Origin of the sequence: Huaxiibacter chinensis, from assembly GCF_022171985.1 — a bacterium.
GTDB classification, from domain to species: Bacteria; Pseudomonadota; Gammaproteobacteria; order Enterobacterales; family Enterobacteriaceae; genus Enterobacter; species Enterobacter chinensis_A.
This window is the reverse complement of record NZ_JAJVHF010000001.1, coordinates 785,164-810,168: the sequence shown is the minus strand read 5'-3', so window position 1 is coordinate 810,168 and position 25,005 is coordinate 785,164. Positions and strand designations below refer to the sequence as shown.

General features: G+C 53.5%; 25 protein-coding genes. 4 read left to right on the top strand and 21 right to left on the bottom strand.

Annotated elements, in window-relative coordinates; translation table 11 throughout:
- Nucleotides 1-11 precede the first annotated feature (11 nt).
- From ypdE to dcuC, 6 genes are all read right to left on the bottom strand, one after another.
- Nucleotides 12-1,052, bottom strand: coding sequence for an aminopeptidase (ypdE, locus tag LZP96_RS03950; protein ID WP_064325279.1), 1,041 nt, complete (start codon nt 1,050-1,052; stop codon nt 12-14).
- Nucleotides 1,052-2,137 (bottom strand): aminopeptidase, encoded by a 1,086-nt coding sequence (gene ypdF, locus LZP96_RS03945; protein ID WP_064325280.1) that lies wholly within the window; start codon nt 2,135-2,137, stop codon nt 1,052-1,054. Before ypdF ends, ypdE begins: the two co-directional genes overlap by 1 nt.
- Nucleotides 2,138-2,149: 12 nt before the next feature.
- On the bottom strand, nt 2,150-3,400 hold the full coding sequence (locus tag LZP96_RS03940) for a PTS fructose transporter subunit IIC (RefSeq protein WP_064325281.1): 1,251 nt from the start codon (nt 3,398-3,400) through the stop codon (nt 2,150-2,152).
- Nucleotides 3,401-3,424: 24 nt separating this feature from the next.
- Nucleotides 3,425-3,751, bottom strand: coding sequence for a PTS fructose transporter subunit IIB (locus LZP96_RS03935; RefSeq protein ID WP_064325282.1), 327 nt, complete (start codon nt 3,749-3,751; stop codon nt 3,425-3,427).
- 172 nt (nt 3,752-3,923) lie between these two features.
- A complete protein-coding gene (rna, locus tag LZP96_RS03930) occupies nt 3,924-4,733 on the bottom strand; it encodes a ribonuclease I (RefSeq protein ID WP_064325283.1) in 810 nt (269 codons plus the stop codon).
- A 90-nt stretch (nt 4,734-4,823) separates the two neighbouring features.
- Entirely contained in the window at nt 4,824-6,197 is a 1,374-nt protein-coding gene (gene dcuC / locus LZP96_RS03925; protein WP_064325284.1) for an anaerobic C4-dicarboxylate transporter DcuC, read from the bottom strand.
- A gap of 828 nt (nt 6,198-7,025) precedes the next feature.
- Here dcuC and pagP point away from each other — a divergent pair.
- Together pagP and cspE are read left to right on the top strand one after the other, a co-directional pair.
- On the top strand, nt 7,026-7,601 hold the full coding sequence (gene pagP, locus LZP96_RS03920; RefSeq protein ID WP_064325285.1) for a lipid IV(A) palmitoyltransferase PagP: 576 nt from the start codon (nt 7,026-7,028) through the stop codon (nt 7,599-7,601).
- 190 nt (nt 7,602-7,791) lie between these two features.
- A complete protein-coding gene (gene cspE / locus LZP96_RS03915; RefSeq protein WP_000034826.1) occupies nt 7,792-8,001 on the top strand; it encodes a transcription antiterminator/RNA stability regulator CspE in 210 nt (69 codons plus the stop codon).
- Nucleotides 8,002-8,220: 219 nt separating this feature from the next.
- Here cspE and crcB read toward each other — a convergent pair whose 3' ends face one another.
- A complete protein-coding gene (gene crcB / locus LZP96_RS03910; RefSeq protein ID WP_064325286.1) occupies nt 8,221-8,604 on the bottom strand; it encodes a fluoride efflux transporter CrcB in 384 nt (127 codons plus the stop codon).
- A gap of 67 nt (nt 8,605-8,671) precedes the next feature.
- On the opposite strand from crcB, the gene LZP96_RS03905 reads away from it, so the two are divergent.
- Together LZP96_RS03905 and tatE are read left to right on the top strand one after the other, a co-directional pair.
- Nucleotides 8,672-9,460 (top strand): deaminated glutathione amidase, encoded by a 789-nt coding sequence (locus tag LZP96_RS03905; protein ID WP_064325287.1) that lies wholly within the window; start codon nt 8,672-8,674, stop codon nt 9,458-9,460.
- Between the two features lie 128 nt (nt 9,461-9,588).
- Nucleotides 9,589-9,792 carry a twin-arginine translocase subunit TatE gene (gene tatE, locus LZP96_RS03900; protein WP_064325288.1) on the top strand — a complete coding sequence of 68 codons (204 nt, stop codon included), beginning with the start codon at nt 9,589-9,591 and terminating at the stop codon, nt 9,790-9,792.
- 78 nt (nt 9,793-9,870) lie between these two features.
- Here the strand turns inward: tatE and lipA are convergent, their stop codons facing one another.
- The 14 genes from lipA to leuS all read right to left on the bottom strand — a co-directional run bounded on the left by lipA (nt 9,871) and on the right by leuS (nt 24,831).
- Nucleotides 9,871-10,836 carry a lipoyl synthase gene (lipA, locus tag LZP96_RS03895; RefSeq protein ID WP_064325289.1) on the bottom strand — a complete coding sequence of 322 codons (966 nt, stop codon included), beginning with the start codon at nt 10,834-10,836 and terminating at the stop codon, nt 9,871-9,873.
- Between the two features lie 206 nt (nt 10,837-11,042).
- Nucleotides 11,043-11,996: a YbeF family transcriptional regulator gene (locus tag LZP96_RS03890; RefSeq protein WP_064325290.1), complete on the bottom strand. Its 954-nt coding sequence runs from the start codon at nt 11,994-11,996 to the stop codon at nt 11,043-11,045.
- A 297-nt stretch (nt 11,997-12,293) separates the two neighbouring features.
- Nucleotides 12,294-12,935, bottom strand: a complete 642-nt coding sequence (gene lipB, locus LZP96_RS03885) for a lipoyl(octanoyl) transferase LipB (protein ID WP_064325291.1) — start codon at nt 12,933-12,935, stop codon at nt 12,294-12,296.
- A 95-nt stretch (nt 12,936-13,030) separates the two neighbouring features.
- Nucleotides 13,031-13,294, bottom strand: coding sequence for a DUF493 family protein YbeD (gene ybeD, locus LZP96_RS03880; RefSeq protein WP_064325292.1), 264 nt, complete (start codon nt 13,292-13,294; stop codon nt 13,031-13,033).
- Nucleotides 13,295-13,399: 105 nt separating this feature from the next.
- On the bottom strand, nt 13,400-14,611 hold the full coding sequence (dacA, locus tag LZP96_RS03875) for a D-alanyl-D-alanine carboxypeptidase DacA (protein ID WP_064325293.1): 1,212 nt from the start codon (nt 14,609-14,611) through the stop codon (nt 13,400-13,402).
- A 139-nt stretch (nt 14,612-14,750) separates the two neighbouring features.
- Nucleotides 14,751-15,857 (bottom strand): endolytic peptidoglycan transglycosylase RlpA, encoded by a 1,107-nt coding sequence (gene rlpA / locus LZP96_RS03870; RefSeq protein WP_258925698.1) that lies wholly within the window; start codon nt 15,855-15,857, stop codon nt 14,751-14,753.
- 16 nt (nt 15,858-15,873) lie between these two features.
- Entirely contained in the window at nt 15,874-16,986 is a 1,113-nt protein-coding gene (gene mrdB, locus LZP96_RS03865) for a peptidoglycan glycosyltransferase MrdB (RefSeq protein ID WP_064325295.1), read from the bottom strand.
- A gap of 2 nt (nt 16,987-16,988) precedes the next feature.
- Complete coding sequence (gene mrdA, locus LZP96_RS03860; RefSeq protein WP_064325296.1) at nt 16,989-18,890, bottom strand: peptidoglycan DD-transpeptidase MrdA; 1,902 nt, start codon at nt 18,888-18,890, stop codon at nt 16,989-16,991.
- 27 nt (nt 18,891-18,917) lie between these two features.
- Nucleotides 18,918-19,385 (bottom strand): 23S rRNA (pseudouridine(1915)-N(3))-methyltransferase RlmH, encoded by a 468-nt coding sequence (gene rlmH, locus LZP96_RS03855; protein WP_064325297.1) that lies wholly within the window; start codon nt 19,383-19,385, stop codon nt 18,918-18,920.
- A gap of 3 nt (nt 19,386-19,388) precedes the next feature.
- Complete coding sequence (gene rsfS / locus LZP96_RS03850; RefSeq protein WP_064325298.1) at nt 19,389-19,706, bottom strand: ribosome silencing factor; 318 nt, start codon at nt 19,704-19,706, stop codon at nt 19,389-19,391.
- A 266-nt stretch (nt 19,707-19,972) separates the two neighbouring features.
- On the bottom strand, nt 19,973-20,638 hold the full coding sequence (gene nadD / locus LZP96_RS03845) for a nicotinate-nucleotide adenylyltransferase (RefSeq protein WP_258925696.1): 666 nt from the start codon (nt 20,636-20,638) through the stop codon (nt 19,973-19,975).
- The gene (gene holA / locus LZP96_RS03840) at nt 20,631-21,662 is read right to left on the bottom strand and encodes a DNA polymerase III subunit delta (protein WP_064325300.1); all 1,032 of its coding nucleotides are present in this window, start codon (nt 21,660-21,662) and stop codon (nt 20,631-20,633) included. Before holA ends, nadD begins: the two co-directional genes overlap by 8 nt.
- Nucleotides 21,662-22,234 (bottom strand): LPS assembly lipoprotein LptE, encoded by a 573-nt coding sequence (lptE, locus tag LZP96_RS03835; protein ID WP_064325301.1) that lies wholly within the window; start codon nt 22,232-22,234, stop codon nt 21,662-21,664. Before lptE ends, holA begins: the two co-directional genes overlap by 1 nt.
- A gap of 14 nt (nt 22,235-22,248) precedes the next feature.
- Nucleotides 22,249-24,831, bottom strand: a complete 2,583-nt coding sequence (gene leuS / locus LZP96_RS03830) for a leucine--tRNA ligase (RefSeq protein ID WP_064325302.1) — start codon at nt 24,829-24,831, stop codon at nt 22,249-22,251.
- Nucleotides 24,832-25,005 lie beyond the last annotated feature (174 nt).

The following is a 25,005-nucleotide window of genomic DNA, read 5'->3' as shown; positions in this document are numbered from 1 at the left end:
TCAGCGTGAGATCAGCATCTGAAGTCCGTCAGATGAGCTACGGTCTCACGATTCAAGCACGCCGCCAGCGCAACCAGCAGCTGGTGGGTTTGGTTGATATCCTGCGCGTCAGCAATGGAGGCGGCGCAGTGGCCGTGTCGGGTTGGCGGGCCTATCACCACGGTTGGCACACCCGTGCCGGAAAGATGAATCGCGCCTCCGTCGGTGCCACCGTTGCTGAACATGTCTTTTTGCAGCGGAATGCCCAGCGAGCGGGCGATTTTCTCTACGAATGCCGTCAGGCGGGGAGGCGCAATCAGGGTTTTGTCGTACACCACCAGCAGGGGGCCGCTGCCGATCTGACGATGGTTGGCGCTGCCGTAGTCGAAATTTTTTGACCAGCAGGCGGTATCCAGCACCAGGGCAAGATCGGGGTTAATCTTGTTGCTGGCCGTTTGCCCACCCCGCAGGCCCACTTCCTCGCTGGAGCTGGCTACCAGCCACAGTTCGCATGGCAGCGGGGCCTTGTGGAGTTCGCGTAGCAGGGTCACGAGAAGGTAACAGCCGAGGCGATCGTCAAAGGCTTTGCCCATCACGCGCTGATTGGGCAAAGGGGTAAAGAGCGTATTGAAAGTGACGCTATCTCCCACATCGATCCCGGCAGCAAGAACCTCTTCGTCGGAGGTCGCACCCACGTCGACGCGTAAATTGTCGACCGTGTCGCCTTTCACGTCGCCATCGAGTAAGCCCGAGATTTTGCGCCCGTCGCGCGTAGTGATGCGAACGGGTTGCAGCGTACGCGCCATCATACGGACGTTGCCAATGGGCAGTACGTCGATGGCCCCTTCACGGGAGATGCTGCGCACCATAAAGCCGACTTCGTCCATGTGCGCACAGACCATAATACGGGGCCCGCTGCTTTCGTTAACCCGAATGAGCACCGAGCCCAGCCCGTCAAACTGCACCTCTTTATTGTACCGGCGTGCTTCTGCGAGCAGAATATCGCGCACTTCCTGCTCCGACGCGGCAATGGCATCCGCTTCGCTGAGCTGTCGTAGTAATTCGATATCCATCAGATCTCTCCTGTCAAAAGCAGCGTTTTCGGCTGGTGGTAGAACACCTCTGCGCCGCTGTCCGTCACCAGCACCACGTCCTCGATGCGCACGCCGCCCTGGCCTTCCAGATAAATACCCGGCTCAACGGTGAGCAGCATTCCCGCCTGCAAGAGGGTGGTCTCTGTCGGGGAGAAACGCGGGTTTTCATGGACATCAATGCCGATGGCGTGGCCGGTATTGTGTCCAAACTGCGCGCCATATCCGGCATTCTGAATCACTGAGCGGGCGGCGCGATCCACCTCCTGACATGCCACGCCAGGACGAATCGCCGCGATGGCCGCCAGCTGCGCCTCCAGAACCGTCTGGTATATCGCGTAGAGAGGATGGGCCTCAGGGGGGCTGTTTTGTCCGCTAACGAGGAAGGTCCTCGTCATATCCGAGCAATATCCCTGGTGTTGCGCGCCAAAGTCGATCGTCACGAATTCGCCTGCGACGATAACTTTGTCCGAGGCCTTCCCGTGCGGCAGTGCGCCGCGTGGCCCGCTGGCGACAATGGTGTCGAAGGCGGGCTTTTCCGCGCCGTGCTGGCGCATAAACCACTCCAGCTCTGCCGCTACCTCGCGTTCACGCAGGCCAGGCTGAATAAAACGGCGGATATGGCCGGCAGCGTGGTCAGCGATGTCGCAGGCGGCGCGGATACGGACGATCTCATCAGCGGTTTTGATCTGGCGTAAGGCATCCAGCGAGATACTGCAAAGCGTCGTATTCAGGCTTGCGCGCCACTGGCTGCCGGTTTGCCAGCTGACGTGCTCCCCTTCAAATCCCAGCGTGGCGATCCCTTCGCGTTCAATCAGTCGGTTTATCGCCACCGTAAAGGGGTTATCCGTATTCAGCAGGTGCATCTGATAGCCTGTCGAACGTGAGGCGAGATCGCTGTAATAGCGAAAATCCGTCAGTATATGCGCCGTTTTACGCGTCACCAGCACGTAGCCTGACCCGGTGGATATCCCCAGATGCGGCTGTTTATTCTGCCGTGAGGCGATCAGTACCGCGTCCAGATTCTCTGCGGCAAGCCAGTTGCGAAGCCTTGTCAGTAATTCCATTTCGCCCCCTCGTTACAGCGTATCGATAGACAGTTTTCCGCGCTTGTACATGCTGTTGCGAATCAGTACGACCAGCAGCGCGGTGATGACAGCGCCCACCAGAATACTCAGCATATAGGCGCCGAGATTGGTCACCAGCGGCCAGGCCCATATGGCGGATTCCGGGAACCACTGCACGGCCCCGAGCGCGGTGGCGGTCATCGCACCGGCGATAGCGCCGACCATATACGCAGGCAGCGTGGCAAGCGGGTTTTCCAGCAGGAAGGGAATCGCCCCTTCGCTGATGCCCATGAAGGCGAGGAACATGGCCGTTTTACCCTGCGGGTAAAGCTGGGGGCTGAAAAGACGTTTTCCGGTTAACCGGTGGTCGATAAGCGTTGCCAGCCCCAGGCCAATCGGTGGGATAACAATTGCCACCGCACGCGACGTGATGGGCAGAACATGATCCGTCGTGAGCCCCAGCCCCACGAAACCGGCGGCTTTATTGATCGGCCCGCCCAGATCGATTGCGGTAGCCGCCGCCATGCCGATGGCGTACATCATTGACCCGGCTTCGCCTGCGGCAAGCAGCAGGGTGCGCATGCCCGCATTCAGCCAGCCACCGATGGGGGTGATCACGTAATACATCGCCAGCATCACGAACAGCGCGGAGAGGATCGGGATCAGGAAGGTGCTTTTAAAGGCCAGCAGATACTGGGGCACGCTGATTTTGGTGTTTAACCATTTCACCAGATACCCGGCCGCGATGGCGATAATCAGCGCACCTATAAAGGTGGAGGGAACGGGTTTGGTGGCAAGCCAGGTCAGTTTTTCCGCATCGAAATTGAGCACCAGCGTCGGTTGCGTGGAGACAAGACCGCCAATAAATCCTGCCGGGAAGGCCAGTTTTCCACCGATGGAGTTAGCAACAAAAGCGGAGAACATGGGAATAGCAAAACTAAACAGCAGCCCACCGAAGGATTCGGTCAGGTAACCAAACTTCAGCACTGACAGATTAAAACCGGTGAATTTGCCGGAGTTGAGTGCATCCAGAATGCCGGTATCGGGCGGGATTTCCAGCCACACATAGGCAATAAGCTGCGAAATGGCGAGAATGACCCCGCCCATGATAAGCGTAGGCACCATGCGGGAAATGCCCGACATAATGTGCTGAGGAAGTTCTTTCCAGAAGGTACTGCCTGCTGCCACTGGCGCGGGTTTCATAACCAGCGTGTCACCTTCGTGACCCGCTGAGCGAATCGCACTGCGTTTTTTAATTGCCATGACGAAGACCCCTGAGGTGGAGAATTATTGTTGTTCTGCAGCAATCATTTCTTCGATATCTTTCAGGGTGCCCGCCGCATTTTTGATGGCGTCCTGAAGGGTAATTTCATACACATCCCGCGTTTCGAAGCGTTCGTTGTCTTCCGGGGTGATCGCTATCGCGTGAATAATAATGTCGGCCGTGGCGATATCCTCTGCGGTTAAACGATTCTGGATGCCGTCTGCCCCCTGTGTTTCAATTTTGACGTCATAGCCTGCTTCAACGGCAGCGTCTTCCAGAGCCTGAGCCGCCATAAAGGTATGGGCCAGTCCCATCGGGCAGGCGCATAACGCAATCAGTTTTTTAGCCATGTGAAATTCCTCCTGTTGATGACACCGCGATTATGGCGGCGAGGATTCAACGCTGTTTACCGGATAAATGAGGCTTTAGCTGGATAAATGATGCAGGAGATCGGAAGTGTGACGCTCATCGAGCTATAAGAGGAAAGGATGGAATGCCGGGCAGGGGATGCCCGGCCGAAGATCAATAACCCGCTTTATCGATGACGAATTGCTTCGCACAGTTGCCCGGATGCGGTTGTGGGGCGAACGAGGCCTCTGAAAGAGGGGCGTTGATGGTTGCCGCTTTGAGGGAAATCTGCATCTCCGTCAGGTAAGCGGGATTGCCCTGGCAGGTCAGCTTAACGGCTTTCACATTGGCTTTGCCAAAGCTCCGGGCGACAGCGTCATCAAAGGCCCGACGGGTTACCGTCTTACCGTAATTCTCCGCCAGGAAGGTCCCCATCGGGCTGGCTTTTACCGCCTGATTGAGACGGACCATGGTGCCAAAGTAAGCGTCCGGGTCGAAGCCGAAACAGACGCCGTGCTTGGCGTATTCGTAGCGTTCCAGACAGGAGTTCCCCCCGGCGCCGGGCATTACGCTATTGAGTTTTGCGGCGGTCTCAAGAGAAAGTCCTGTTTCTGCAGCCGCGCATTTGCGGTTGGCTTTGGCTTCGGGCAGATTGGGGATGGGGCGCGTTGCACAGCCAAAACGCATCCAGCGGCGATCGTCCACACCCCGAGCGGAGATTGTCTTCGGCAGGCTGGGCCACAGCCCGTGCACGGTCAGGAAGTCAGTTTTAACGTTACTCTCTTTTTGCAGGCGACACTCGTCTGGCTCATTGCGGTTGGCGTCATGCACGCTCTGGCAAAAACCCGTTTGCCACGACAATGCAAGGACGTAGCGATCAAAATCACCGTACTGCGTTGCCTGGAGCGGGGCGGCCTGAGTCGTAAAAGCACACAGAAGCAGCGCCGCGGTGCTAAACCGGCTGACAATATCCTTCCTGAACATTTGAATTCCTGATGGTTTATAGCGAATTTATTTCAGAAGGTTATTAAAGCACAAAAAGCGCCCGCAGGCGCTTTTTGATGGTGACGAGACTTAACCTGCGGCGGTGCCGGGCACCAGAATTTCGGTGGCGACAATCACAATGACCAGACCCACCAGCACGGGAACAGAGGTGCGTTTTACCACTTCAAACGGAGAGATTTTTGCCATGCCCGCAACGGCAACGACCACGCCAGAAACCGGAGAAATCGTTCGGCCCAGATTGGACGCCTGCAGCATCGGAATGGACAGATAGGCCGGATTGATGCCGGAGGAGTGCGCCAGCTTCGGGATCATTTCGACAAACGCATAGAAGGGGGCGTTACCAGAGCCGGTGGTCATCGCCGCCAGCATCGTCAGCACAACCAGGACCAACATCAGAATGATGCTTGCCGAGCCAAAAGAGGTGGCAATCGAGATGAGGCTCTGAATAAAGCCGATGGTGCTCAGGCCCTGCGCAAAGACACCGGCGGCAACCAGCAGCATGACCACGCCCGCAAAGGCATCCGCCATGCCACGATAGGCCACTTCCAGACCCGAGAACACTTTTTGGGTATTAAAACCACGCACAAACTCCAGCAGGGCGGCCAGCAACATGCAGATCACCAGAATGGTAATGATGTGAAGCTGCGGGCCCCATTTCCCGTCGAAAATCAGCACGCCGATAATCGGGGTAAAGGGCAGAATGGCGTAGAAAGAGGGGGCAGTGGTGTTGATTTCATTCACGTCCAGCATCTCGTGGCTGATGTTCTCTTTTTTATCGAGATACTTCTGCCAGAAGTAGTGGGCGATAGCCATGCCAATAATGGCCGCAATTGAAATGGGCAGCGTGGTTTTAAACGCAAAGTCGATCAGCGGCATTTCCGCTGCTTTCGCCGCAAGCACCACATCGCCGGACGTAGGGGAAAGAATGATAGCCGCAGGCGAGGCGCAGATTGCCGCGGCAGCACCACGGCTGATACCGACGTTGACCATCACCGGGAACAGGGTTGCCATCAGCAGAACGCCAAGGCCAGTGGCCGAGGAGACCGCCAGAGACATCAGGCAGGCCACGAAATAGGCGGCAATCATCAGAATATACGGCGAGTTAATATATTGCAGCGGTTTCGACGCCAGCTTTACGACCATGTCGTTGGCACCGATGTGCGTCATATACGCGGCGAAACCACACAGCATCATAATCATCATGCCGAGATCGCCACCACGGCTCATCAGCAGGATTTTAATATATTCAACGATATCCGTTGCGGAATAGCCGGTGCTGGTTTCACTGGCGGGCAGCACCTTGTGTCCCATCAGCGCACTGATGATAAGCAGCGTCAGGCCGCCGACAAATAACACGCCCGTGGCGGAATAGCCCTTAATGATGTAACGCGCGACGCCGACAATGACGACGACTCCAATGAGGAGCTCGATAAAGGTAAGCATGGTTTCCCCTGTACGTTGCGCTCCCCAGAGAGCACGGAAATCTAAATTTGAAGGGTGAGAATGTGCCGAATAAACGGCCAGTCATAGATGATTAAAATCAATAAATCGACATCTAACGCCGATATCGCGACTATTTTGCCACTGCGGTACCCTTTATGTCATTAACCTGGTGATCATGTAAATGCATTTAATTGTTAATTACATGGTAATTATTTGTTAATTATTTGGGCGCCGAGTTTTACAGAGAAATTAGCAAAGAAACAGGAGAGGCGTTCAGCGAAAATATCAGCGTTCAGCGTAAGGTTTTTTATCGTGGTTTAACCACAGGCGTATTACGGTCTCTGCGGCAAAAAATACTGGCAGCGAGATAACAGGATATCCGCTTTTTTAAAATGGTTATTAGGTAACTTTGAGGCCTCACGGCAAGCTGCAAAGATTAACAGAACTGGCTAAGAAAACCTGAACTGCACTCCATGGTAATCCTGCAGCGAAGTGTGCCGTGCGGGTCATCAATTCCGGAACCAGAGAAGCCTGCCAGAGCCCGTGCCGCGGGCTTTCCCTTACTTCAGAATGACATAAGTCAGCAGGGAGAGGATATACCTTGCAAGCGAACTCAATATCAAATCCGCCGAGATGTATTTGTAGGGATAATGATATAAACGTTATGTTTTGTAATGTTGTCTCATATTCTTCGTCTCTGTCTGTTCCGCTTATGAGATTATTCCCACTTGGTAAACACATTTTCAGATAAAAGCCGGTGTCGTTAAGACTTTATTCAAATAGACTTTGTTAAGTTATGCATCGAATACAAAGAATGGTAATGATATCGTGATTTTAAAGAATAATATTTTTGCAATTTTTCTGTTTATTTTTGGCCAGTTAACGCTGGTTTCCTCAGCGACAGCAGACGATAAATCAGCGGATAAAGGCTGGTTCAACACTTTTAAAGATAACGTCGCGCAAACCTGGAATGAACCAGAGCATTACGATCTCTATGTCCCGGCTATTACCTGGCACGCGCGTTTTGCGTACGACAAAGAAAAAACCGATCGCTATAACGAACGTCCCTGGGGCGCGGGCTTCGGTCAATCCCGTTGGGATGACAAAGGTAACTGGCACGGTCTCTATTTAATGGCCTTCAAAGACTCCTATAACAAGTGGGAACCGATTGGCGGTTACGGCTGGGAGAAAACCTGGCGTCCGCTGGCGGATGAGAACTTCCACATGGGGCTGGGCTATACCGCAGGTTTTACCGCGCGAGACAACTGGAAATATATCCCGGTACCGGTCCTTTTACCTCTGGCCTCCATTGGCTATGGCCCGGCGACGTTCCAGATGACCTATATCCCTGGCACATACAATAACGGTAACGTTTACTTTGCCTGGATGCGCTTTCAGTTTTAACTGAAAAAGGGGCAGGGAGTGGCGAAAAAAGAGCCACTTTTAGCGGGCTGGAGGATAACGTGTCGGGCGCGAAAAATTCCGCGACTTTTGTCACTTTTTGCTAAAGAAGCGCTGGACAAAATGGCCCGTAATTGTTGTACTGATACCCGACACAGCATTTGTGTCCATTTTTCATGTAAAGGTAATTTTGATGTCTAAGATTAAAGGTAACGTTAAGTGGTTTAATGAGTCCAAAGGATTCGGTTTCATTACTCCGGAAGATGGCAGCAAAGATGTGTTCGTACACTTCTCTGCAATCCAGACTAATGGTTTCAAAACCCTGGCCGAAGGTCAGCGCGTTGAGTTTGAAATCACTAACGGTGCCAAAGGCCCTTCTGCTGCTAACGTAACTGCTCTGTAATTACAGACGCGTCAGCATGAGTTTCAAAACCCGCTCCCTGAGCGGGTTTTTTTTGGCATTCATTAATTGAAGAGATACATCTTAATAAAACTGGCGACGATCAGAACGCTCAGTAAAACCATTCCCGCCTGCATTAAAGTCGCTTTCATTTTCTTACCCTCACGCGATATTGCGCTAAGCGTGACAGAGAAAAATTAAGCCAACATTAACGTGCGGTTCTTAGTGCGCGTTTGCCGCAGAAAAAATCCAAAATGCGATCGCGGTCATAGCAAACGAGCCGAGCATATTGACGGCAATGTTGGTGAGCGCCCACGCAAACTTACCCTCCTGAAACAGGAACACCACCTCGGCTGAGAAGGTGGAAAAGGTTGTTAATCCTCCGCAAAATCCGGTCGTGATGAGTAACTTCCACATGGGATCAATGTGGGTCATCCGGTTAAACCAGGCAAGTCCCATCCCAATGATGAAAGCCCCAATCAGGTTGGCCGTCAGGGTCCCAATGGGAATTGCCTGATGCATTGGGTTAAATCTCATGCTAAGAAACCATCGCGCGACGCTCCCGGTTCCCCCACCAATAAAAACGGCTAAAAGCAGTTGTAACACAGCGAATTCCTGCTATCTGGTATGGTTAGGGCAATAAGTTTAACGCTAATTGGAACCGGGTGAAAATATGTATGTTGCTGTGGGGCAGTTTGCGGTCACGCCAGACTGGCAAGAAAATGCACGACATTGTGCAGAACTGATGTCGCAGGCGGCAGGCAAAGGCGCGTCGCTGTTAGTGTTACCTGAAGCGCTCCTGGCGCGTGACGACAACGATCCGGATCTGTCAGTGAAATCAGCGCAGTCGCTCGACGGGGATTTCCTGAAAGTGCTGAAAACAGAAAGCGCAGCGAATACACTGACCACGATCCTCACTCTGCATGTCCCCTCATCGCCGGGGAGAGCGGTTAACACGCTGGTGGCCCTGCGGGGTGGGGAGATTGTGCAGACCTATGCCAAGCTTCATCTCTACGACGCGTTCTCCGTGCAGGAATCCCGGCACGTGGACCCGGGGCATCAGTTGCCGCCCGTCATCGAGGTGGGGGGATTTAAGCTGGGTCTGATGACCTGCTACGATCTACGCTTCCCGGAGATGGCGATGAATCTGGCGCTGTCAGGCGCCGATGTATTAATCCTTCCCGCGGCCTGGGTGAAAGGGCCGCTTAAAGAGCATCACTGGGCGACCCTGCTCACGGCCAGGGCGCTGGATACCACCTGCTATGTTGTCGCGGCAGGAGAGTGCGGGAATAAAAATATTGGCCAAAGCCGGGTGATTGATCCGTTAGGCGTGACGGTCGCTGCGGCGGCAGAGAAACCGGCACTTATCATAGCGGAGCTCGATCGCGAGCGGGTACACGCCGTGCGCCAGCAACTGCCGGTCTTACGCAACCGAAGATTTGCGCCACCGCAATTATTATGATGTTTTTTTCATCAGTGCTTGATTCACCTTGTTACAGATTGCTATTGTGTGCGCGCGCCAAATGGCCGTTAATAACGTCAGGTCTTTAGGGCGCATAACGCAGCCTGTTTTAAGTGAAGAAGGTATCTATGGGTGAGATCAGTATTACTAAACTGTTAGTGGTGGCCGCACTGGTTGTCCTGCTGTTTGGTACCAAGAAGTTGCGCACGCTGGGCGGAGACCTGGGTGCAGCCATCAAAGGCTTCAAAAAAGCGATGAATGACGATGATGCGTCTGCGAAGAAAACCGCCGATGACGAAATCGTCGCTGAGAAGCTCTCGCACAAAGAGTAATGGCGAGCCATTAACGGCATGCGAAATAAAAAACCGGCACAGTGGCCGGTTTTTTTATGGGCGAAGTGTAATTAAATGTTACTTCACTTCCTCGCCTTTCGCCTGCATATCGGCATGATAGGACGAGCGAACAAACGGGCCGCAGGCTGCATGGGTAAAGCCCATTGCCATCGCCTCCGCTTTCATTTCATCAAATTCATCCGGGCTGACGTAGCGCTGCACAGGCAGGTGGTGACGGCTTGGCTGCAGGTATTGACCTAATGTCAGCATTGTCACGCCATGACGACGCAAGTCGCGCATCACCTCAACGATTTCAGCATTGGTTTCACCCAGACCGACCATCAGACCCGATTTAGTCGGAATATGCGGATGGGCTTCTTTAAAGCGCTCGAGCAGCTTCAATGACCAGTTGTAGTCGGCACCAGGACGAACCTGACGGTAAATACGCGGCACGTTCTCCAGGTTGTGGTTAAACACATCTGGCGGGGTTGCAGTCAGGATATCCAGCGCGCGATCCATACGACCACGGAAGTCGGGAACCAGCGTCTCAATCTTGATGTTTGGACTTTTCTCACGAATAGCGGTGATGCAGTCAGCAAAATGCTGGGCTCCGCCGTCGCGCAGATCGTCACGGTCGACCGAGGTGATAACCACATAGCGCAGCGCCATGTCGGCAATTGTCTGGGCCAGCTTAAGCGGCTCATTGGTATCTGGTGCTACAGGGCGACCATGCGCGACGTCACAGAACGGGCAACGGCGCGTGCAGATGGCACCGAGGATCATGAAGGTTGCCGTACCGTGGTTGAAACATTCCGCAAGGTTCGGGCAAGAGGCTTCTTCACAAACGGAGTGAAGCCCATTTTTTCGCATCGCCGCTTTGATACCCTGGATGCGTGACGAGTCTGCCGGAAGCTTGATCTTCATCCATTCCGGCTTTCTTAACAGCGCTTCGCGCTCGGTGGCCACGTTTTTAACCGGGATAAGGGCCATTTTATCGGCGTCGCGGTACTTAACACCGCGTTCCATCACAATGGGTTTACTCATAGCGTGCGTGTTCCAGTTGCGAAATTCGAGGAAAGCGTTTCAATTCAAGGGAATGTTGTATTTATCAACTATTTTTGAACGAACGACAGGCAGTATATCATTGATATGGTCGATAAAGCAGCCTGTGAGGTCGCCAAATTGTAAAATAGTTGTTGTTTTGTGCCCTTTGTCCCTGCGGAGGACCGAATGAGGGCAGGATGACAGCGTCAGAATGCTTTTCTGATGATATTGATGACGTTTTCCAGCACCGGATCGCGCAGGCTCAATTTATTGTAATGCAGCGCAATTTCAATGGCTTCACTGTTGAGCGGTGCGAAAGGGATCTGCTCAAGCGGCCAGCATTGACGAAGTAAATTGAAGAGACGCAAAGGCATGATACTGAGCAGATCGCTGCTGCCAAGCAGGGCGGCAATAGTGAACATATTGTAACTGCTGAAGCTGATTTGGCGATCGAGGAAAATTTCGTTGACCCGCTTGCGGAGCTGGCTATGGTCGCTTCCCTCATGAGTGAACAGGGCGTGTTCATACTCTTCCAGACTTTCATGCGTGGCCGTCTTGCTGAGCGCAGGATGACCCTTGCGGCAGACCAGCACCAGGCTGTCTGCATAAAGCGTATGTTGACCTAACGCGCGTGCCGAGAAGGTATTGTTGTCAATGATGAGATCCGTCTGGAACTGTGACAGCTGGGTCTCTGCATCATTAATGGGAATATTGCGTAACAACAGATGGGGCACTTCGCGCTTTATCGCCTGGTGAACAATGGGCAGCACCAGAGCACCCACAGAAGGGGATGTGCCTATAGTAATGGTCCGCTGTTTATCGTAGCTGCCGGTAAGATCCAGAGCGCCAAGAATCGACTCCAGGCCCTGACTGATATACTCATGAAGGTGCGTAGCATAGGCGGTTGGCGTAACGCCCTGGCCTTTACGAATAAAGAGAGGATCGGGAAATATAGCGCGCAGTTTTTGGATTGACTGGCTAATTGCGGAGGGGGTGAGATTCAGAATTTTCGCAGCGTTAACGATACCCTTGTGGACATATACCGCCTCAAAAATGGTCAATAAATTGAGATCTATATTACGTAAAGTCCGAAAAATTTGTGGCTTACCCGCACCACCGGGATCATTTAATCGTTTAGCTGGTAAATTATTATTATCCACGCTGTTACTCCGAATTCATTCACAATATGAATGATAGTTGAATTTATATATTGTGCCTGTCGTTATAGGTAAAGTATTTTATCGGAATCATATGTTTAAAAAAATCAAACGGTTGTACGATTTTTGATCAAATGATGACTGACCCACCCTTTTACTTTTTGGAAGATGAATATTGCGCTGCAAATAGGGGAGTTTGCCCAGGCGCTTCGAAAATATAGAATCTCAGGAATATTGTAAAGCTTAAAGGGGGAAATAAATGATGGCCCGGGAAATTACGTGACCATCATGTATCATATATTAAGCGTTGATATATTCACTGGGTGGATTGTTAAGCCGTGCTAAAAACTTGCTGACTAAAACCGGTTGAATAATATCAGGGGTGACCGATTCAACCCACTGGCTCATTTGCACCATTTCCATTCCCGCATAGCCGCAGGGATTAATGCGCAGGAAAGGCGATAAGTCCATATTGATATTCAGCGCCAGGCCGTGGAAGGAGCATCCCCGACGGATGCGTAAGCCCAGAGAACAGATTTTGCTATCCCCTACATAGACGCCCGGTGCGTCCGCACGGGGATGCGCCTGAATGCCATAGGCAGCAAGGGTATCGACGACGGTGTTTTCCAGCAGGGTAACCAGCTCTCTGACGCCCAGCTTGCGACGCTTAAGGTCCAGCAGGACGTACATCACCTGCTGACCCGGTCCGTGATAGGTGACCTGGCCGCCACGATCGCTCTGTATAACGGGAATATCACCCGGCACTAAAACATGTTCCGCTTTGCCCGCCTGGCCCTGAGTAAACACAGGGTAATGCTCGACCAGCCAAATCTCGTCGGGAGAGGTTTCATCACGGGTGTCAGTGAAATCATGCATAGCCCGGGAGACAGGTTCGTAAGGTTGAAGCCCAAGATGGCGGACAAGAATTTTATCCTGATACAAAACAGCAGCTCCGGTGACGGGGGAGAAAAGGTGTCAGGGAGTATATCACAGCAGAGAGGCGGGTTACCCGGCTAACCGGGCAACCGCGAAAGGACTTACAGCACCATACGGACGATTTCGATATTGCCTAACTCTTCATAGAGCGTTTCGACTTGTTCGATGTGCGTCGCAGTGATGGTGATAGATACCGAGTGGTAATTGCCTTTGCTGCTGGGTTTTACCGTTGGAGAGTAGTCACCGGGCGCATGGCGCTGTACCACTTCAACCACCTGATCAACCAGCTCAGGTTTCGCCTGACCCATTACTTTGTAAGTAAAGGAGGTAGGGAATTCAAGCAGTTCGTTAAGTTTGGTTTTCATGTCAGCTCCGGCATTACATTAAAAAGAATAACTCCCACGTCAGGTGGGAGTTATCAGGATACCTAGTATATGGGGATCAAAATCACACTTTCAAGTGTTCAATTTTTAACCAAACCAGTGATGGAACATCAATTTAATGTAATCAATGATTTTGCCGAAGAAATTGCCTTCAGGGATCTCATCCAGCACGACCAGTGGACGCTGATCGATGGTCTTACCGTCCAGCTGGAAGTTGATGGTGCCCACAACCTGATTTTTCTTAAGCGGCGCGTGAAGCTCGCTGGTGGTCAGCACGTAGCTTGCCTTCAGGTCTTTCATGCGGCCACGCGGAATGGTCAGGTACAGGTCTTTGTCGACGCCCAGTGAGGCGCGATCGTTGTTACCAAACCAGACGGGCTCAGAGGCGAACTCTTTACCGGCTTTCAGCGGATTAACGGTTTCAAAGAAACGGAAGCCCCAGGTCAGCAATTTTTTGCTTTCGGTTTCACGCCCTTTGAAGGTACGTCCGCCCATGACGGCAGAGATCAAACGCATCTGGCCTTCGGTGGCAGAAGCGACCAGGTTATAACCTGCTTTGTCCGTATGACCCGTTTTGATGCCGTCCACATTCAGGCTGTTATCCCACAGCAGACCGTTGCGGTTGGTCTGGCGAATGCCGTTAAAGGTGAACTCTTTCTCTTTATAGATGGTGTATTCATTGGGCACATCACGGATCAGCGCCTGGCCAATCAGCGCCATGTCGCGCGCAGAGCTGTACTGCCCGTCTGCATCCAGGCCGTGAACGGTCTGGAAATGGCTGTTTTTCAGGCCCAACGCTGAGACGTAGCTGTTCATCAGGCCTACAAACGCGTCCTGGCTGCCAGCGGCGAAATCCGCCATCGCCACGCAGGCGTCATTGCCTGATTGCAGGTTGATGCCGCGAATCAGCTGAGAAACAGGCACCTGCATGCCGGGCTTCAGGAACATCAGCGATGAGCCTTTGAACACCGGGTTACCCGTTGCCCAGGCATCGTTGCCGATGGTGACCAGGTCCGTTTCTTTGAATTTGCCTGCTTTCATGGCCTGGCCGATGACGTAGCTGGTCATCATCTTGGTCAGACTGGCCGGATCGCGACGCGCGTCAGCATTTTGTTCTGCCAGCACTTTACCGGAGTTGTAATCGATCAGGATGTAGGATTCCGCGTCAATCTGCGGAACGCCAGGGATCATGGTCTTAATGTTCAGGTCATCAGCGTGAGCTGCTGAGAGAGCAGATGCGCAAAGGGCCGTGGTCAGCGCCATGCGCTGCAAAAAACGAGCGGAAAAAGTGGTCTTCATGGTCAGAACTACGACATCCGTGATGGAATTAAAAAAAGTGCCTTACTATAGCAAAAGCTATACAGGCAGGCATCCGACTTTCAGCATGAGTTTGTGAACGTTAATTACATAAACTGACAATTCGGATACCGCCGATTAATTATTTCGCCTCTGCGATAAACGACTGCAGTTGTGCTTCATTTTGCAGACGTTGTTGCAGCGAGCTGGCCTGCGTTTTGCTGGCGAACGGGCCCATCTGGATACGCCAGACGGCGCCGTTTTGCTCAACACGACCCGGCACGCCAAATTGCTGGCTCAGGCGCTGCTGATATTGCTCGGCACGGGCACGATCGCTGACGGCACCCACCTGAACCACATAACCTCCGTTGGTAGAGGCGGCCGGGGCCGGGGTATTTTGTGCCGCCGCAGGGGCTGTCACGGGGGCAGTTTGGCTGGCGGGCGGAGTGACAACGGGGGCAGGAGTAGGCTCGCTGCCTTCGAGTACGCCCGTGGCCAGGGTGGTCGGTGCGCCCAGGAAACCGCTGCTCTTAACCGGCGCGCCGGTGGGGTCGTCACTTTGTAATGTATCGTTGCTGATGGCGCGTACTTCGCCCTGGGGCTGCATCGGTTCTGTCGTGGACGAGGCCGCGCCCATGCCGCCGCTCAAATCCGGGCGAGCCGGGAGAGCATAAGTTTGTTTCGCCACTGTCGTACAGACAGTGCCTGGGCCGGACAGCGTTCCGTCCTGCGCCACAATAATAGGATCAATACGCACTTTGGTATTGTTTGAGGTATTCAGGCGATCGGCTGCTGCGCGGGAGAGGGAGATCACGCGATCGTTGCCATAAGGGCCCCGATCGTTAATCCGCACAACGATCATCCGTCCGTTCGCGAGGTTGGTTACACGCACATAGCTTGGGATCGGCAACGTAGGGTGGGCGGCCGTAATCTGTGCAGGATCGAAGGTTTCACCGGAGGCGGTGAGATTGCTACCAGGCTCGGCGTCATAAATGGCGGCAAATCCCGCCTGACTGAAGCGGGACGGATCCTGAACGATTTTATAGCTCTTACCGTCGCGTTGATAATCCTGATTCGCGGTGGCGTTAAGCGGTTCAAAGACCGGGTCCGCGCCGCTGATATCGACGACAGGACCGTTACAGACCGCCGGTTGCGGTGGCGCAACGGTTGCCTGCTGTTGACCATCATCACTTGTACAGGCTGCCAGCAAACTTGCTGCGATGCAGATACCCAACCACTGCTTGCGCATTGCGATCCCCTTATTGTTATACGCTTTTGGACAACATTTTTCGGTGGGTATGGATAGACATGACTATCCCAAACCCGGCCATCAATACGATTAACGCCGATCCCCCATAACTGACCAGCGGGAGCGGCACGCCTACAACGGGCAGAATACCACTCACCATACCAATATTGACGAAGACATAAACGAATAAAATCAGCATTAACCCGCCCGCCATAACGCGTCCGAAGGTGGTTTGCGCATGGGCCGCAATCCACAATCCGCGCATAATCAGCAGTACATAGAGCGCCAGCAGAATCAGTATCCCCACCAGGCCCAGCTCTTCAGCAAGCACGGCAAAGATAAAGTCTGTATGGCGTTCTGGCAAGAATTCGAGCTGTGATTGCGTACCATGCAGCCAGCCCTTGCCGCGCAATCCGCCCGAGCCAATAGCAATTTTAGACTGAATGATGTGATAGCCTGCGCCCAGTGGGTCGGTTTCCGGATCCAGTAACATCATGACGCGCTGACGTTGATAATCGTGCATCAGGAAGAACCAAAGAATCGGTATAAAGGCCGCGATTAACACCACGGCAATGCCAATCAGGCGCCAGCTTAAGCCGGACAGGAACAGAACAAACAGGCCTGATAAGGCGATCAGAATTGAGGTGCCAAGGTCAGGCTGCGCGGCGACCAGCAAGGTCGGCAGGAAGATCAGCACCAGGGCAATTGCCGTATTTTTTAGCGAAGGAGGACAGACGTCGCGGTTAATAAAGCGCGCGACCATCAGCGGAACGGCGATTTTGGCGATTTCAGAAGGCTGAAAACGAACAATACCCAGATCCAGCCATCGCTGCGCCCCTTTTGAAATGGCGCCAAACGCATCGACGGCCACCAGCAAAATGATACAGACAAAGTAAAGATAGGGTGCCCATCCTTCATAAACCCTTGGCGGAATTTGCGCCATCACGACCATGATGATCACACCCATGGCGATTTGGCCGATTTTACGCTCCATCATGCCAATATCCTGGCCGCTGGCGCTCCAGATGACCATGGCGCTATAAGTAAGCAGCGCCAGCAGGATCAGCAGCATCGCCGGGTCGATGTGGATTTTGTCCCACAACGATTTTTTATTCGGATTATCCGTCATGATTATTGGTCCTCTGCCGCGGCGGTTGCCGGGTTTTCTGTCGGCAGTTCGGTGTTGTTATCGCCCAGCATAATGTGGTCGAGGATCTGGCGCATAATCGTCCCGACGGCCGGGCCTGCGCCGCCGTTTTCCAGAATGATCGCCACCGCAACCTGTGGATTGTCGTAAGGGGCAAACGCGGTCATCAGTTTGTGGTCCCGGAGACGTTCAGCAATTTTATGCGCGTTATAGGTTTCATTCGCTTTCAGGCCAAAGACCTGAGCGGTACCGGATTTGGCGGCCACTTTATACGGGGCGCCGGCAAAGTATTTATGCGCCGTTCCGTTCGGGCGGTTGGCCACGCCGTACATGCCGTCTTTGGCGATCTCCCAGAAACCAGAGTGAATATCGCCCACCGGTGGTTCGTGCGGCTGTACCCAGGGCACTTTATTGCCGTTTTCCAGGGTACTCATCAGCAGGTGAGGAACCTTCACCACGCCGTCATTGATAAGGATCATCATCGCCTTGTTCATCTGCAACGGCGTCGCGGTCCAGTAGCCCTGACCAATCCCCACCGGGATGGTATCGCCCTGATACCAGGGTTTTTTAAAGCGTTTTTGCTTCCATTCACGGGTCGGCATATTACCGGAGCGCTCTTCGGAGAGATCGACACCCGTATAATGGCCGTAGCCAAATTTACTCATCCACTCTGACAGGCGATCGATGCCCATGTCATAGGCGACCTGATAGAAGAAGGTATCCGCCGACTCTTCCAGCGACTTGGTCACATTCAGATGACCATGGCCCCATTTTTTCCAGTCGCGATAGCGTTTTTCCGAGCCGGGCAACTGCCACCAGCCTGGGTCAAAGAGGCTCGTATTACGAGTGATAACGCCTGCGCTGAGCGCCGAGACGGCCACATAAGGTTTAACGGTGGACGCCGGTGGATAGACCCCCTGCGTGGCACGGTTAACCAGTGGCGTATTCGGGTCATTGAGCAAACCGGAATAATCTTTGCTGGAAATGCCATCCACAAACAGGTTGGGATCGTAGCTTGGCATGGAAACCAGTGACAGGATGCCGCCGGTGCGAGGGTCGGTGACCACCACGGCGGCACGACTGCCTGCCAGCAGGGTTTCGATATATTGCTGAAGTTTAAGATCGAGAGTCAGGTAAACGTCATGGCCCGCCTGTGGCGGCACCTCTTTCAGCTGACGGATGACGCGACCCCGGTTGTTAACTTCGACCTCTTCGTAGCCCGTCTGCCCGTGCAGAACTTCTTCGTAATAACGCTCAATACCCAGTTTGCCAATATCGTGTGTCGCGGCGTAGTTCGCCAGCTTGCCGTCTTTATCGAGACGCTCCACGTCTTTATCGTTAATTTTTGAAACGTAGCCGATGACGTGGGTCAGCGCAGAGCCGTAAGGATAGAAACGACGCTTATAGCCTTTAACTTCCACGCCCGGGAAGCGATATTGATTCACCGCAAAACGGGCAACCTGGACTTCAGTCAGGTTGGTTTTGACCGGGATAGAGGTAAAGCGGTGCGAGCGGGCACGCTCTTTTTTAAAGTTCGCGATGTCGTCGTCGTTAAGATCGACCACCCCTTTCAGGGCGTTGAGGGTATCCTGAACATTGTCGACCTTCTCTGGCATCATTTCGATTTGATAGATGGTGCGGTTCAGCGCCAGAGGAACGCCATTACGATCGTAGATAATGCCGCGGCTTGGTGCGATGGGCACCAGCTTTATGCGGTTTTCGTTGGAGCGCGTTTGATAGTCGGTAAAGCGGACAATCTGCAGATTGTAGAGGTTGGCGATCAGCACGCCCGTCAGCAGCAAAATCCCCGTAAAGGCGACCAGCGCCCGGCGCACAAACAGCGCGGACTCAGCCGTATAGTCGCGAAAAGAATTCTGTAGTTTCATCCGCTGGTTAATCTACCTGGTCAGTCATTACTCACGATGATAAGGATGGTTGGTGGTAATGCTCCACGCGCGATACAGACTTTCTGCCACCAGAACCCGAACCAGCGGGTGGGGGAGGGTCAGCGCGGAGAGGGACCAACTTTGTTCGGCTGCCGCTTTACAAGCTGATGACAAGCCTTCCGGCCCACCAATCAACAAGCTGACGTCACGACCGTCCTGTTTCCAGCGTTCCAGTTCGTGTGCCAGCTGCGGCGTATCCCAGGGTTTACCCGGAATATCGAGGGTAACGATGCGGTTCTTGCCTGCGGCAGCCAGCATCAGTTCACCCTCTTTATCGAGAATACGTTTGATATCCGCGTTTTTACCGCGCTTTCCGGCAGGGATCTCCACCAGTTCAAACGGCATATCTTTTGGAAAACGTCGCAGATACTCGGTAAAACCCGTCTGTACCCAGTCAGGCATTTTTGTGCCGACGGCGACTAATTGCAACTTCACGCATTAGCCCCAGAGTTTTTCCAGCTCATACAGACGACGGCTCTCTTCCTGCATGACGTGGACAATCACATCGCCGAGGTCGACTACAACCCAGTCAGCAATGGCTTCGCCTTCAACGCCCAGCGGCATCATGCCCGCAGCGCGTGATTCCTGAACAACGTGGTCAGCAATAGAGGCAACGTGACGCGTGGAGGTACCGGTGCAGATAATCATGCAATCGGTAATACTGGATCGACCTTTTACGTCGATAGCGATAATGTCCTGACCTTTCAGGTCATCAATTTTGTCGATAACAAAATCCTGGAGTTCTTTACCCTGCAAGTTTTCCCCCTGGTGAGTGAAGTAGCGCAGTCATGAATGAGTAGCCTGACAGTATACCTGAACTGTTGGCAGTGTCGGGACAAATGTCACCGGACAGACGTTGAAGGCGGGTATCATCCCATCCTCGGTCTGACATTGCATCGCCATTTTTGTAAAACAATTTCTTAAAGACAACGTTCGGCGGGAATGTCAGGCGCGGAGGATATCAGCATGGAGGGACCTGTCAATGGCAGCACAGCGAATAACGCGATTTTTCGCGTTTCCCCTTATGCGTCTGTGCTTTTCTGATACAAGCCTTGCTGATGAATATAGTCCAGCACCGCAGGCGGCAGGAGATCGTCACACGAGATGCCCTGCTGCAGACGCTGGCGAACGATCGTGGCGGAGATATCAAACCAGGGCGTTTCGGCCAGATAAATTTTACCCGCGGGCAGGGTGTGCAGATCTTCCGTTTTGTTTGTCAGATGATCGTCGAGCCACGCCTGATGCTGCGCGTCGTTCATGGTGAGCGGATACCCCGGGCGGCGACAGACGATCAAATGGCTGTTGTGCAAAATGGTGTCGTATTGATGCCAGCTCGGAAAGTTCAGCAGCGAATCCTGGCCGATAATAAATGCTAATGGTCGTGACGGGCCCTGTTCGGTACGCCATTGCGCGAGCGTTTCGGCAGTATAGGATGGGGTATCGCGCTGCAGTTCACGCTCATCCAGCCGGAAGAGCGGTTTATCGGCAATCGCCAGTTCCAGCATGTGCTTGCGCTGCGCGCTCGTGGCTTCCGGCTGTGGGCGATGTGGCGGAACGTTATTGGGCATGATGATGATTTGCTGTAACCCAATCAGGTTCGCCAGGATCTCTACCGGTTTCAGATGACCATAATGGACGGGATCAAACGTACCGCCATAAAGCGCCAGTAAAGATTTCATATCAACCATCAATAAAAACGTCTGCCAGTGCCTTATGACACAGCAGCAGCGAAAGACTTTCCAGCTCGGCCCAGACCGACTGACCGTAATCTTTTTTGAGCGTTAATTCAGCCTGCGTCAGCAGCTGTACTGCCTGACGGAGCTGATCGTGGCTCAGACGATTTACCGCTTCGGTTGTCATCACCCGACGGTTTTGCCAGACGCGGTGTTTATCAAACAAAGCCCGCAGCGGCGTGGTGGCGGACTGCCGTTTTAAGGTAATTAACAGCATGAGTTCACGCTGAAGCGTACGCAATAATATCACCGGTTCACTGCCTTCCAGCCTGAGCTGTTGCAGGATATGCAGCGCGCGTTTGCTCTTCGCCGAGAGTAAGGCATCCACCCAATGGAAGGGAGTAAAGTGCGCCGCATCGTTCACCGCCTGTTCAACCCGGGGGAGCGTGAGTTTTCCATCCGGCCACAGCAGCGACAGGCGATCCAGTGCCTGCGTCAGCGCCAGCAAATTGCCTTCATAGCAGTAACACAGCATCTGATTTGCGGCATCGTCCAGCTGCAGGTTCAGCTGCTTAGCCCGGTTAGCGACCCATTTCGGTAACTGCGCCTGTTCAGGCGTCTGACAGGTCACCTGCACGGAATGGCTGGCAAGCTGTGTCACCCAGGCCGCGTTTTCCTGCGCTTTCGTCAGTTTATTGCCCCGAACGATCAGCAGCAGATCGTCATGTAACAGGCTGACCAGCGTAGCCAGTTGTTCATTGATGGCAGCATTGGGGCCGTTATCAGGCAGAAGCAACAGCAGCGTCTGGCGCGCGGCGAACAGACTCATCGCCTGACAAAGCGAAAAGAGGGCGGGCCAGTCCGTGTTGTTATCGATCTGAACGGTGTGGTGTTCGTCAAAGCCATGCGATGCCGCCACATGGCGAATCGCATCCTGGCTTTCCTGCAGTAACAGCGGATCGTTTCCGAGGAGCAGATACGCCGTGCGCAGCCCTTCATTGAGCTGCGCACGGAGTTGTTCTGGATACAGCCTGAGCATTAGTTACCCAGCGTCGTCGAGACGCGTTGCGGGGACTCGCTCTTTTCAGGCTGCTCCACGGCAGTGATCTCTTTCGAGGCCACCTGAATGCTTGGCAGCTTACGAATCAGCTGTTCCGCCGCTTTGTCGTACATTTCGTTGATGATAATTTGCTGTTCAGCATCCTTTGCCAGGGCTGTTTGCGGGTTATCAAAGAACGAACGGTAGACTTTGGTACTGATAGGATAAATTTCTTTCCCTGGGATCAGTACGGCTGCGCTAACGTAAAGCACCATCTGGTATTCCGCAGTACGACCATCCTGGAAGATGGACGCGGTATCTTTGCTCAGCGTTGAGTTCAATACGCGGAATGACGGCACATCCTGACGCAACGTTCCTTTTTCAATCAGTTCAACGTTGTTCAGGCGTAGCTGGTTGCGGATCGCACGGCTCAGCGGACCGTTAGGGTCACCTGAGTCGAAGATCATCGTTTTCATCTCGGCGGGCACTGCCGTTGTATTGCGCAGATGCCAGCCACAGCCTGCGGTGACAAGCACCGCAAGAGATAAGAGTATTGTTGCCAGTTGTCGCACGTTTCCTCCCGCGCTTAGCCAACGACCAGATTCAGCAGTTTACCCGGTACGTAGATCACTTTACGCACGGTAACGCCCTCAAGGTATTTCGCAACCAGATGTTCCTGGCCTGCGCGTTCACGAACCTGTTCTTCGGTAGCATCGACGGCAACGGTAATTTTGCCACGGACTTTGCCATTGACCTGAACGACCACCAGCGTGGTGTTTTCCACCATCGCGGCATCGTCGGCCACTGGCCATGGTGCGTTGTCGATGTCACCTTCACCTTTCAGTTCCTGCCACAGCGTGAAGCTCACGTGCGGTGTGAACGGATTCAGCATACGAACAATTGCCAGCAAGGCTTCACGCATTAAGGCACGATCCTGCTCGCCTTCCTGCGGGGCTTTCGCCAGCTTATTCATCAGTTCCATAATAGCCGCAATCGCGGTATTGAAGGTCTGACGACGACCAATATCATCGGTGACTTTAGCAATCGTTTTATGAACATCACGGCGCAGCGCTTGCTGATCTTCCGTAAGTGCCGCCACGTTCAGTGCTGGCGCCTCGCCCTGAGACGTGTGCTCATAAACCAGTTTCCAGACGCGTTTCAGGAAGCGGTTCGCCCCTTCAACACCGGATTCCTGCCACTCCAGCGTCATATCGGCCGGGGAAGCAAACATCATAAACAGACGAACGGTGTCCGCGCCATAACGTTCCACCATGACCTGTGGGTCAATGCCGTTGTTTTTGGACTTAGACATTTTGCTCATGCCAGTGTAAACCAGCTCATGGCCCGCCGCGTCTTTCGCTTTCACGATACGGCCTTTCTCGTCACGTTCAACGATAGCATCCACCGGAGAAACCCAGTTACGCTCGCCATTCTGGCCGACGTAGTAGAACGCATCCGCCAGTACCATACCCTGACACAGCAGTTGCTTAGCCGGTTCGTCCGAGTTCACCAGGCCTGCATCACGCATCAGCTTGTGGAAGAAGCGGAAGTAGAGCAGGTGCATGATGGCGTGTTCGATACCGCCGATGTAGATATCTACCGGCAGCCAGTAGTTCGCTGCATCGGAATCCAGCATCCCTTCCTGATACTGCGGGCAGGTATAGCGCGCGTAGTACCAGGAGGACTCCATGAAGGTGTCAAAGGTGTCGGTTTCGCGCAGGGCAGGCTGACCGTTAACGGTGGTTTTGGCCCACTCAGGATCGGCTTTAATTGGGCTGCTGATCCCATCCATGACCACATCTTCGGGCAGAATGACCGGCAGCTGATCTTCTGGCGTCGGCATCACGGTGCCATCTTCCAGCGTCACCATCGGAATTGGCGCACCCCAGTAGCGCTGACGGGAAACGCCCCAGTCGCGCAGACGGTAGTTCACTTTACGCTCACCGACGCCCAGCGAGGCCAGTTTGTCCGCGATCGCGTTGAAGCCTTCTTCAAAGCTCAGGCCGCTAAATTCGCCCGAATTAAACAGGGTACCTTTTTCGGTCAGCGCGTGTTCAGAGAGGTCGGGTTCTGACCCATCTGCCGCCAGAATGACCGGCTTGATGTTCAGGCCATATTTAGTGGCAAATTCGTAATCGCGCTGATCGTGGCCCGGTACGGCCATTACGGCACCGGTGCCGTATTCCATCAGCACAAAGTTGGCGGCCCAGACTGGAACCGCTTCACCCGTCAGCGGATGGATAGCGTTAAAGCCGGTTGCGACGCCTTTTTTCTCCATGGTGGCCATTTCAGCTTCAGCCACTTTGGTGTTACGGCACTCTTCGATAAAGGCCGCGAGTTCAGGGTTGGTGGCAGCCGCCTGCTGTGCCAGCGGGTGACCTGCCGCAACGGCCAGGTAGGTGGCACCCATGAAGGTATCCGGACGGGTGGTGTAAACGGTCAGTTTCTGATCGCTGCTTTCCACGTCAAAGGTGATTTCGACACCTTCTGAACGGCCAATCCAGTTACGCTGCATGGTTTTAACGGTATCAGGCCAGTGATCCAGGGTGTCCAGATCGCGCAGCAGTTCGTCAGCGTAAGCGGTGATTTTGATAAACCACTGCGGGATCTCTTTACGCTCGACTTTGGTATCACAGCGCCAGCAGCAGCCGTCGATAACCTGTTCGTTCGCCAGGACGGTCTGGTCGTTCGGGCACCAGTTAACCGCAGAGGTTTTCTTATACACCAGGCCTTTTTTATACAGCTCGGTGAAGAATTTTTGCTCCCAGCGATAGTATTCCGGGGTGCAGGTTGCCAGCTCACGGCTCCAGTCATAACCGAAGCCCAGCATTTTGAGCTGGTTTTTCATGTACGCAATGTTGTCATACGTCCATGGGGCAGGGGCCGTGTTGTTTTTCACCGCCGCGCCTTCCGCCGGCAAGCCAAACGCATCCCAGCCAATCGGCTGCAGAACGTTTTTACCCAACATACGCTGGTAGCGTGCGATCACATCACCGATGGTGTAGTTACGCACGTGGCCCATGTGTAGTCGACCAGAAGGATAGGGAAGCATCGACAGGCAGTAATACTTCTCTTTGCTCTCGTCTTCGGTTACTTCAAAGGTGCGCTTCTCGTCCCAGTGTTGCTGGACTTTATTTTCTATCTCTTCCGGGCGGTATTGCTCTTGCATGGCAGCCAGTGGTCCTGTTCTCAGTACAGCTACAAACGTAGCCAATGAATGTGGTATCTCAGATCCGCATAGCATAGCCCAAACGCCCGCGTCAAAACAGCCTTTCGCAAAATTGCCCTTTGCAGGAATTTACCGGGTCTGTGCTTCACCTGACAAAGCGGCTGCGAAATAAGG

Coding starts and splice junctions, on each gene's coding strand:
- ypdE (WP_064325279.1), bottom strand. CDS start 1,052: ATGGATATCGAATTACTACGACAGCTCAGCGAAGCGGATGCCATTGCC.
- ypdF (WP_064325280.1), bottom strand. CDS start 2,137: ATGGAATTACTGACAAGGCTTCGCAACTGGCTTGCCGCAGAGAATCTG.
- LZP96_RS03940 (WP_064325281.1), bottom strand. CDS start 3,400: ATGGCAATTAAAAAACGCAGTGCGATTCGCTCAGCGGGTCACGAAGGT.
- LZP96_RS03935 (WP_064325282.1), bottom strand. CDS start 3,751: ATGGCTAAAAAACTGATTGCGTTATGCGCCTGCCCGATGGGACTGGCC.
- rna (WP_064325283.1), bottom strand. CDS start 4,733: ATGTTCAGGAAGGATATTGTCAGCCGGTTTAGCACCGCGGCGCTGCTT.
- dcuC (WP_064325284.1), bottom strand. CDS start 6,197: ATGCTTACCTTTATCGAGCTCCTCATTGGAGTCGTCGTCATTGTCGGC.
- cspE (WP_000034826.1), top strand. CDS start 7,792: ATGTCTAAGATTAAAGGTAACGTTAAGTGGTTTAATGAGTCCAAAGGA.
- LZP96_RS03905 (WP_064325287.1), top strand. CDS start 8,672: ATGTATGTTGCTGTGGGGCAGTTTGCGGTCACGCCAGACTGGCAAGAA.
- tatE (WP_064325288.1), top strand. CDS start 9,589: ATGGGTGAGATCAGTATTACTAAACTGTTAGTGGTGGCCGCACTGGTT.
- lipA (WP_064325289.1), bottom strand. CDS start 10,836: ATGAGTAAACCCATTGTGATGGAACGCGGTGTTAAGTACCGCGACGCC.
- ybeD (WP_064325292.1), bottom strand. CDS start 13,294: ATGAAAACCAAACTTAACGAACTGCTTGAATTCCCTACCTCCTTTACT.
- dacA (WP_064325293.1), bottom strand. CDS start 14,611: ATGAAGACCACTTTTTCCGCTCGTTTTTTGCAGCGCATGGCGCTGACC.
- rlpA (WP_258925698.1), bottom strand. CDS start 15,857: ATGCGCAAGCAGTGGTTGGGTATCTGCATCGCAGCAAGTTTGCTGGCA.
- mrdB (WP_064325295.1), bottom strand. CDS start 16,986: ATGACGGATAATCCGAATAAAAAATCGTTGTGGGACAAAATCCACATC.
- mrdA (WP_064325296.1), bottom strand. CDS start 18,890: ATGAAACTACAGAATTCTTTTCGCGACTATACGGCTGAGTCCGCGCTG.
- nadD (WP_258925696.1), bottom strand. CDS start 20,638: ATGGTTGATATGAAATCTTTACTGGCGCTTTATGGCGGTACGTTTGAT.
- holA (WP_064325300.1), bottom strand. CDS start 21,662: ATGCTCAGGCTGTATCCAGAACAACTCCGTGCGCAGCTCAATGAAGGG.
- leuS (WP_064325302.1), bottom strand. CDS start 24,831: ATGCAAGAGCAATACCGCCCGGAAGAGATAGAAAATAAAGTCCAGCAA.